This is a genomic window from Methanoculleus sp. UBA374, from assembly GCA_002508705.1.
GTDB classification, from domain to species: domain Archaea; phylum Halobacteriota; class Methanomicrobia; order Methanomicrobiales; family Methanoculleaceae; genus Methanoculleus; species Methanoculleus palmolei.
The window spans coordinates 23,919-33,061 of the sequence record DAYL01000005.1; the positions used below are offsets into that span (position 1 = coordinate 23,919).

The following is a 9,143-nucleotide window of genomic DNA, read 5'->3' on the forward strand; positions in this document are numbered from 1 at the left end:
CGAGCCCCGGGAGCCTCTGGGTGCGGGCTTCCGGGGTTCACCCTCTCCCGTAGATCTCCGTAACTCCAGCAAACTCCCGCAGACCCTCCTCCCCCATCTGCTCCGGCCGGAGCCGCCACTCCCAGTTTCCCTCCGTCGTGCCCGGTCGGTTCATCCGCGCCTCCTCCCCGAGGCCGAGGATGTCCTGCATCGGGATGATGACGGTATCGGCGGGGGAGAGCATCGCGAGGCGTATGAAGATCCGGGGGACCTGGTCGGCACTCACCGGGCCCCCGATGTAGCGGAAGAGGACGTCTTTCCGGTCGCCGGCGACCTCGTGCTCGAACCATCCCCGGACCGTGTTGTTGTCGTGCGTCCCCGTGTAGGCGACGGCGTGCTCCGTGATGTTATGGGGCGCGTGGGGGTTCTTTGCGACGTCGCCGCCGGAGAAGCCGAAAATCAGGACCTTCATCCCCGGGAACCCGAAATGAGCCATCGTCTCGTGGACGTCGGCGGTGATGTGGCCGAGGTCCTCGGCGATGATGGGAAGGCACGGCCTGCTTGCGTGCAGCAGGGTGAAGAAGTCCCGGCCGGATGCATCGACCCAGCGCCCGTTCTCCGCGGTCGCATCGCCCGCCGGGACCTCCCAGAACTGCAGAAAGCCCCGGAAGTGGTCGAGGCGCAGCCGGTCGACGAGGACGAGGGTGCGGTCGACCCGGCTCTCCCACCACGCGAACCCCTGCGCCCGGTGTGCATCCCAGTTGTAGACCGGATTTCCCCACAGTTGCCCGGTCTTGCTGAAGATGTCCGGGGGGACCCCTGCAACAGCCGCCGGCTTCTTCTGTTCGTTGAGTTTGAAGAGCCCCGGGTTCGCCCAGAGGTCGACGCTGTCGTAGGTCGGGTAGAACGGGAGGTCCCCGATGATCTGGATGTGGCGCTTGCGGCAGTGGTTCTTGAGCGTCCTCCACTGGTGCTCGAAGACGTACTGGAGGAACTTCTCCCGGAGTATCCGGTCTGCGAGTTCGGTGCCGTACTTCCGGAGCGCCTCATCGCGGCGGTCCCGGACCCCGGCCGGCCAGTCGCCCCAGGTCTTCCCGGGGAACTGCTCCTTGAGGGCGGCGAAGATCGCGTAGTCGTTGAGCCACGCGACGTTTTCGGCCGCGAAATCCTTGTAGCGGAAATCCGCGCCGCGTTCTTTGAACCGTGAAAACGCCAGGTCGAAGAGGCGGTTCTTGTAGTCCATGACCGCCGGGTAATCCACCCGGTCCCCGGGAAAAACAGGAGGGTCCCCGATGTCCTCCGGGGCGAGGAGACCGTCCGCGACCATCTGTTCGGGGCTGATGAGCCAGGCGTTCCCGGCAAACGCCGAGGGGCTCTGGTAGGGCGAGTTGGCGAACGCCGGAGATGTCGGGTTGAGGGGAAGGATCTGCCAGTAGCGCTGTCCGGCACCGGCGAGGAGGTCCACGAACCGGTGCGCCGCGGGCCCGAGGTCGCCGATGCCGTAGGCCGACGGCAGGGACGTGATGTGGAGGAGAACCCCGCTGCTCCGCCGGTTCATGTCCCGCGCCTCCTCACGTCACCCTCACGTTGAGGCATGCCGCCGCCCTCCTGAACGCCTCCGCCCATCTCCCGTCGTCCTGTCTCCTCTCCGCGTAGCGCCGACGCATCCCGATGATGAGGTTCTGACTCTCCCATAGGGTGAGCGCCAGCCCGACCATCTTCGCGCACCCGGTGATGCGGACGATCTCTTCGAGCGGGTCCGGATCGTCCGGCCGGGCCGCCGCTTTCCGGGCGGCGAGGGTGATCCGCCTGCTCGCCGCCGCCCCGAGGTCCGCACGGTAGGGCGCAAGGTCGCAGGACCTCACCTCCCCCGCGAGCGCCGCAAATCGGTCCGGGTCGGGACACCCGCGGTCGAAGATCGCGAGCAGCCGCGCGGCGCCGGCGTGCGCCAGAAGATGGGCGGCGGCTCCCGGTGCGGGGAGCCCGAGGTCCGCAAGCACCGAGAGCAGCGCCCCGGCATCGCGGTAGACCGTGCAGACGGCCGACCCGATCCCGGGGGCAATCCTCCCTGCAATCGTCCACAGTTCCTCGTCGGAGAGGTCGGACGCGGTGTAGGCACGGGCGAAACCTCCGGCTACGGCGCCGGGCGGGTCGGGTCCCGCTGTCTCCTCCCACGTCTTCCGGAGCCCTTCGTCGCCGCCGGGCTCGCGCACGCCGAAAGCGACCCGGTCGATCCCGGCAAAGAACGCGGCCGCGTCGAGGAGCGTCTCTTCGCCCGTCGCACGCGACCGCACCCGGACGGTCCCGAGGATGCGGCGCCGGCCTCCGGCGTCCGACCGGTAACGCCAGTCTCCCTCGCAGGCATACATCCCGGCCGCGGGGGAGTCGAGGCCGAAGGTCTCATAGAGAGCGGCCCCCGCCCCGATCCGGAGCAGGTCCTGCGCCGCCGGCCGGACCAGGGCCTCGTAGACCGCAGCACCGGTCGCGTAGTCCGGGTCGTTCGTCCGGGTCCGGCGGAGGAGAGCGACGAACGCCGCCTCAAGGTCGAGCCCGAGAGCCTGTCGGGCAAGGTCCATCGCCCGCTTCGCGTGCCGCATCACCTGGACGCTCCCCGGCTCCGCGATGTCGTCGAAGAACCAGCCGCAACTCGTCTGCATCAGCATCGCCTGCCGCTCAATCTCAAGGAGCATGAGTACCCGGCGGCGCTCGCCGGAGGAGAGGTCGCGGAGGGCGTGGCGCGAGAAGAACGCGGCCACGGCCTCGTCGGACCACCGGGCGATGACGAGGGCGACGGCGTCGTCCCGGGCCTTCTCGGGGTCGCGGACGAGGGCCGCGAGCGCCTCATCGACCCGGGGAGCGACGGCGTCCCGGACCATGACGACCGCCTCCCGGAGCGATCCGCGCCATTCCTGCGACCATCCGGGGTGCGCCCCGCTGTTGCACCCGCACCCTCGTTGCCAGCGTTCGACGCCGTGGATGCAGCTCCACGACGTCATCTCGCGGACGACGACCTCATGCGTCGGCGGGTGGGCGGCGAGGTACTCTCCGTAGACCGTGAGCCGGACGTCGCGACGCGCCTCGACGGTTTTGAGGCAGTAGGCGAGCGCCATCTCCCCGAACGTGCGGTGATGGCCGTAGGTCTCCCCATCGGTCGCGATATGCACGAGTTCCGGCCGGTCTCTTTCCCGGGAGAACGCGCCGAGCAGACGGGCGGCAAACCGCCGCCCGTCGGAGAGCAGGTCGCCGAACGCGACGTCGTGGGCTATTCCTCCGTCGTAGAAGAAGACGGCGATGCTTCTCCCGGAGGGGAGGCGGCAGAGGTAGGGCATGGTTGTATCGACCCGGCAGCCGGAGACGTCCGTCCAGGCCTCCGCCCCGACCGGGCGGACCCTCTCCGCCTGGTGGGCGGCGAGGACCGTGAACCGGACTCCCGCTTCCGCCATCAGGTCCAGGGACTCGAGATCGACCGCCGTCTCCGGGAGCCACATCCCCTCGGGCTTCCGGCCGAATCGGGCTTCGAAATCGCGGACTCCCCAGACGACCTGAGCCCTTTTGTCCCGCCGGGTCGCAAGCGGCATGATGATGTGGTTGTAGCAGGCGGCTATCGCGGACCCGTGCCCGGCGTAGTGCTCTCTGCTCGCCCGGTCGGCCTCGACGATCGCACCGTAGACCACCGGGCGGTGCGTTTCAAGCCAGGCAAGAAGCGTGGGTGCGGCCGTGAAGCTGATCCTTTCGTAGGTGTTCGCGACCTGTGCGATCCTGCCGTCGGCATCAAGGATACGTGCGGCGGTGTTCGGCCCGTAGCACTCCGCGGTCACCCGTTCGTTCCAGTCGTGGTACGGGGCGGCGGAGCGCTGGACCTCGACGTCCCCGAGCCAGGGGTTCTCCCGTGAAGGCTGGTAGAAGTGCCCGTGGATGCAGACGGCGCGGTCCATCGTCACGCCCCCTCGGGAGCGAAGACGACCGCGGCGAGCGGGGGCAGGGTGAGCGGGAGGGACCACGGCCGGCCGTGCGCCGGGACCTGCTCCGCCTCCACCCCTCCGAGGTTGCCGACGCCGCTTCCGCCGTACTCGACCGCGTCGCTGTTGAGCACCTCCTCCCAGAACCCGCCGAACGGGACGCCGACCCGGTAGCCGTAACGCGGCACCGGGGTGCAGTTGCAGACGACGAGGACGACGGCGTCGGCCGATAACCCCCGCCGGAGGTAACTGACGACGCTCTTCTCCACGTCCGAGAAGTCGACCCACTCGAACCCGCCCGGATCGGCGTCCCGTTCGTGGAGGGCGGGTTCCCGCCGATAGAGGCGGTTCAGGTCGGCGACCCACTGGAGGGTCCCCCGGTGGGGAGGATACTGCAGGAGGTCCCACGCAAGCCCGGCATCGTGGCTCCACTCCGACCACTGCCCGAACTCTCCGCCCATGAAGAGGAGTTTCTTTCCGGGGTGCGTGAACATATACCCGTAGAGGAGGCGGAGGTTCGCCCGTTTCCGCCACTCGTCGCCGGGCATCTTCCCCACGAGCGAACTCTTCTCGTGGACGACCTCGTCGTGCGAGAGGGGGAGGATATAGCGCTCGGAAAACGCGTACCATATGCTGAACGTGAGGAGGTCGGGCCGGTACTTCCGGAAGACCGGGTCGAGAGCGAAGTAGTCCAGGGTATCGTGCATCCAGCCCATGTTCCACTTCAGGTCGAACCCGAGCCCCCCGGTCGCGGTCGGTGCGGTCACCCCCGGCCAGGAGGTCGCCTCCTCGGCGATGACGAGCGCGTCCGGGAAGTTTGCGTGGACCGTGTCGTTCACTTTCCGGAGGAACCCGATAGCCTCGAGGTTCTCCCGCCCGCCGTAGACGTTCGGCGTCCACTCCCCGGCGCTCCGTGCATAGTCGAGGTAGAGCATCGAGGAGACCGCATCCACCCGGAGCCCGTCCGCATGGTAGCGTTCGAGCCAGAAGACGGCGCTGCTCGTAAGGAACGACCGGACCTCGTTTCTTCCGAGGTTGAAGAGGTAACTCTTCCACTCCGGGTGGCAGCGCTGTCGGGGGAGGGCGTGCTCGTAGAGGTAGGTGCCGTCGAAGTAGGAGAGCCCGTAGCCGTCGGCGGGGAAGTGGGACGGCACCCAGTCGAGGAATACCCCGATCCCGCGCTGGTGGAGCGTGTCGACGAGGTGCATGAAGTCCTCCGGGGTGCCGTACCGGCTGGTGGGCGCGAAGTAGCCGAGCGTCTGGTAGCCCCAGGAGGCGTAGAGCGGGTGCTCCATGACGGGGAGGAACTCGACGTGGGTAAACCCGGCATCGAGCACGTAGTCGGCGAGTTCGGCCGCCAGTTCCCGGTAACTCAGGGACCGGTTCTTCTCCTCCGGCACCTTCCGCCACGAACCGGGGTGCACCTCGTAGACGGATATCGGGGCATCTATGGAATTGTTCCTCTCCCGGCAACGTAGCCACGCCCGGTCCCGCCAGGTATACGCGAGGTTCCAGACGATGGACGCGGTCTTCGGCGGGACCTCCCAGAAGTACGCAAACGGGTCGCCCTTCTCCACACGGTAGCCGCCGTACCTGCTTAGGATGTGATACTTGTAGAGCGCCCCGTGGCCGATATCCGGGATGAACCCTTCCCAGATGCCGGAGTTGTCGCTCCGCGCGCAGAGCGGGTCGCGGCCCGCTTTCCAGCCGTTGAAGTCCCCGATGACCGAGACTTCCGCGGCATTCGGCGCCCAGACCGCAAAGAACGTCCCCTGCGCGTCTCCGGCGACGACCGGGTGCGACCCCAGCCTGTCATAGAGGCGGGAGTGGGTCCCCTGCCGAAAGAGGTAGACGTCGTAGTCGGTGATGAGGCTCCCGGTCTTCGTGATCTCCTGCACGGGCCTCAGCCTCCCCCGGGATTGCCGGAGAGAACCCGTCCATAGACTTCAAGCATCCTCTCCGTGACGGCATCCCACCGGAACTTCTCCATCACCTTTCTATGCCCGGCCTTTCCGAGCCTCTGCATGTAGGCCGGGTCGTCGATGAGGTGGGAGACTCCCCAGGCGATAGAGTCCGGTCGGACGGGGACCTTGATGCCGTTCTTGTAGTTATCGATGTTCTCGGAGAGCCCCCCGACGTCGGTCGCGACGACGCAGCGCTCCGCGCTCCACGCCTCCGTGAGGACAAGCCCGAACGGCTCGTTCCTGCTCGGTATGACGACGAGGTCGCAGGCGTTCAGGAGCCGGATGTGCTCCGCGTCGGAGACGTAGCCGAGGAACTGCACGGGAAGACCGTGCGCCGTGCTCTCCAGGTACCCGCGCATATCTCCGTTACCGGCAAAGAGGAACTGCACGTCCCAGCGCTTGGCGAGGATCTGGGGGATAGCCTGCATCAGGAGGTCGGGCCCCTTCTGGTAGGTGAGGCGCCCGACGAAGAGGACGACGGGTGCCAGAGGATGGATGCCGTAGTGCTTCTTCACCTCACCCGGGTCGACCGGGATACGGTAGGCGGAGGGATCGATGCCGTTCGGGATGACGGTGACCTTCCACCCCGGGACGTTGTAGAGCCACATCACCTCGGTCTTCGTCGAATTCGAGACGGTCGTGACCGCCTTTGCGATGTAGCCCCCGTACCACTCTTTACCCGAAATCTCCTGGAACTCCCACCAGCCGCCGAAGTTTCCCCCGTGCCTCCCGTATTCGGTGGAGTGGTAGGAGAGGACGGTGTTTCGGTCGCGGAGGAGGTGCATCGCCTCGACGAGGTGCCAGTCGTGGAAGTGGAGAATGTCGAACGGGGGGGTGTCGCAGGCGCGGAAGGCGTCCACGAGCATGTTGCTCATGGTCCGGCAGTACTCGACGATGTTGTCGCCGAACGGCAGGCAGTAGTGGTAGTGGACGCCCTCGATCACTGCATCGCCGTTCTCTCCCCGCGTGAAGAAGTGGACTTCGTGCCCCTTTTGGGCGAGGTGCTCGGCGAGGTGGGTCGCTGCCGGTGCAAGGCCGCCCACCTTGAACGTGGAGTGAAGCGACTCCCAGCAGAAGAATGCTAACTTAAACGTTTCCATAATTGGGTGATCCTCTTCTGAATCGTTGAATGGAGTCTGGTGCGGTCGGAGACGCCCCGGATCGTCTTCGCCAGTCTTTTATCGCCGATGACCTGGTCGATCCACCGGTAGAAGTCGTTTCGCTCGACGTGGTAGCGGATGACGTCGTCCGGAACAAATTCGAGCATATGGGCGAACTCCTGGAGGCTGTGGGCGGCGTAGCCGGCCGGTCTGTCGCATGACGAGAAGTTGAACGCTTTGTCGGGAGGGACGCACCGGAGCGTGAGAGCGGACCTGGGAGATGGGGCGTTTGCTGCAGATCGCTCCTCTGCGTGTGAGAGGACCCGCATGAACGAGGCGAAGTAATCGTAGGTCGCCTGGTGGCTGACGGCGTGGAGCGGCTTTCCGCACGAGAGCGAGCGCATGGCCATCCGGCGGGTGTGCTCGGTATCGAGGAGGCACCGCCAGACTGCCGGGTCGGCGACCAGGCCTCCGGCCTCTTCGAGCGCTTCGAGGGCGGACTGCTGCAGGATGGTTCGCTGCCGGCTCTGCGGGCCTGTCGTCTCGCCGATCGTTCCGTGCGGCGGAAGCCGGGCGGCCTCTCGCGTGCGGACGGTCTCGATCCCTTTTTCTGCGAGAGCGGCCGGGAGCGCCCGCAGGAACTCGAAGATGCCCGTCTCGGGGCCGATGAAGTCCCCGAAGGTGCGGTAGTCGAGGAAGAGCGTGATGCAGTCGCCGGGGGATACGGAGAGCCACCCGGCATATCGGTCGGCCATGAGCGGCCATTTGTCCCACTCCCGCCAGGAGAACCGGACGGCGATGTCGTCGGAGAGGTCGCAGTTGGTGACGAGGACCGGGAGGCCCCGGTAGGTATAGGGATAATTCGGGTCCTTCTCCGGAACGTGTTCTTCGCTCCCCTCGATGATGGCCGCCTGAATTCCGGCCCCGATAAGCGCCTCTGCGGTGGCGGGGGCGATGGGGTAGTCGGTATGCGCGAACGTGGTCGGCACGACGGCGAAGTGCTCCTTCATCAGGGCCCGGTGCATGAGGACTTCGTCGGTGAACTCAGTGATGTCGGTAAACTGTCCGGCGACGCTGTGGTAGTAGGTCTGGGCGAGGAGTTCGGCGTTCCGGTGAGTCGCCGCCCGGGAGAGGAGTTCGAGCATCTCCGGGTACCACGCTTCCAGGCGTTCCACCACCGTTCCGGAGATGCTGAAGGAGCACGTAAACCCGTTGTCAAGAAGATCGAGGAGGAGTTCGGTCGTCGGCCGAAAGCAGCGATCGATGACTCGCCCGAGGTCTTTTTTGGCGTTCGGGTTAAAATAACTCTCGTTTGCGTTTCTCTTTCCCGTTACCATGTCTGGCTGGAACCCGGGATTGAGATAGCAGGGGTAATGAACATCGAATCCCAGGCATACCTTCGGTGGATTTGAGCCCTCGCCTGTCATCAGTGGTAAATGGCGGTTTGCGTATATAAATGTCGTCGATGCGGTAGACTTCCCGACCTCCGGTCTTTTGTCGGGCCCCGTATCCTGATTGCCCGACGGTTATTGCTCCCGGGGAGGATCGCAATGACCCCGGGATGCCGCCGGACGGAAGGAGACGCGCCTGCATGAGCGCTTGACGGATCTGCCGTGCGGACGATTGGTCCTGAGGAGGCATGTACCCGTCTCACGGTCACCTGATATCCATCCTCATGAACTTTACGTAGGTCGCGGCGAAGAAGACCGACGGGAAGACGATGAGCGCGGCAATGTTCATCCAGACCTGACCGAGGGCGTCGGCAAGCCCGCCGGGCGTCTCCTGCATCTCCGGACCGTAGACCGTATACATCATCGTGGCGAGCCGGGGGTTCGTCACCGCCATCGCGACCCGGTAGTAGTTCGTCTGCGGCGAGAGGATGTTGGAGACGTCGTTGATGAACCGCCGTTTCTCGGTGTAGGCCTTTCTCGCCTCTTCGTAATCTCTCCACGCCGGGTCGTCGGTTCCGCCGTATACCACACTCTGCGAGGAGCTGCTGACAAAGTAACCGCCGCCGCTCGAGGCCCGTACAACCTCTCCTCGCGGCGTCGGCATCGGGCCCATCTCCGGCGGCTCGGGGGGGTCGCCTGCGAGGGTGTCTGCGGCAATCGTCCCGAAGACGGGGAGGAGCGAGGAGACGA

5 protein-coding genes and 1 pseudogene are annotated in these 9,143 nt (G+C 66.1%); all 6 read right to left on the minus strand.

Features of this window, described 5'->3' with window-relative positions:
* Positions 1 to 37 precede the first annotated feature (37 nt).
* Positions 38 to 1,537: a 4-alpha-glucanotransferase gene (gene malQ / locus BRA42_RS01555; protein WP_292404937.1), complete on the minus strand. Its 1,500-nt coding sequence runs from the start codon at positions 1,535 to 1,537 to the stop codon at positions 38 to 40.
* Between the two features lie 13 nt (positions 1,538 to 1,550).
* Positions 1,551 to 3,914, minus strand: coding sequence for a DUF3536 domain-containing protein (locus BRA42_RS01560; protein WP_292404946.1), 2,364 nt, complete (start codon positions 3,912 to 3,914; stop codon positions 1,551 to 1,553).
* A gap of 2 nt (positions 3,915 to 3,916) precedes the next feature.
* Positions 3,917 to 5,836, minus strand: a complete 1,920-nt coding sequence (gene glgB / locus BRA42_RS01565; protein ID WP_342770421.1) for a 1,4-alpha-glucan branching protein GlgB — start codon at positions 5,834 to 5,836, stop codon at positions 3,917 to 3,919.
* A gap of 5 nt (positions 5,837 to 5,841) precedes the next feature.
* Positions 5,842 to 7,002 (minus strand): glycosyltransferase family 4 protein, encoded by a 1,161-nt coding sequence (locus BRA42_RS01570; protein ID WP_292404942.1) that lies wholly within the window; start codon positions 7,000 to 7,002, stop codon positions 5,842 to 5,844.
* The gene (locus BRA42_RS01575) at positions 6,984 to 8,429 is read right to left on the minus strand and encodes an alpha-amylase (RefSeq protein WP_292404944.1); all 1,446 of its coding nucleotides are present in this window, start codon (positions 8,427 to 8,429) and stop codon (positions 6,984 to 6,986) included. Before BRA42_RS01575 ends, BRA42_RS01570 begins: the two co-directional genes overlap by 19 nt.
* A 229-nt stretch (positions 8,430 to 8,658) precedes the next feature.
* A pseudogene (locus BRA42_RS01580) lies at positions 8,659 to 9,143 on the minus strand (ABC transporter permease); the annotation flags it as partial.

Bases quoted from the DNA above. Each gene is read 5' to 3' on its own strand.
- malQ (WP_292404937.1), bottom strand. From the start codon at position 1,537: ATGAACCGGCGGAGCAGCGGGGTTCTCCTCCACATCACGTCCCTGCCG.
- BRA42_RS01560 (WP_292404946.1), bottom strand. From the start codon at position 3,914: ATGGACCGCGCCGTCTGCATCCACGGGCACTTCTACCAGCCTTCACGG.
- BRA42_RS01570 (WP_292404942.1), bottom strand. From the start codon at position 7,002: ATGGAAACGTTTAAGTTAGCATTCTTCTGCTGGGAGTCGCTTCACTCC.
- BRA42_RS01575 (WP_292404944.1), bottom strand. From the start codon at position 8,429: ATGACAGGCGAGGGCTCAAATCCACCGAAGGTATGCCTGGGATTCGAT.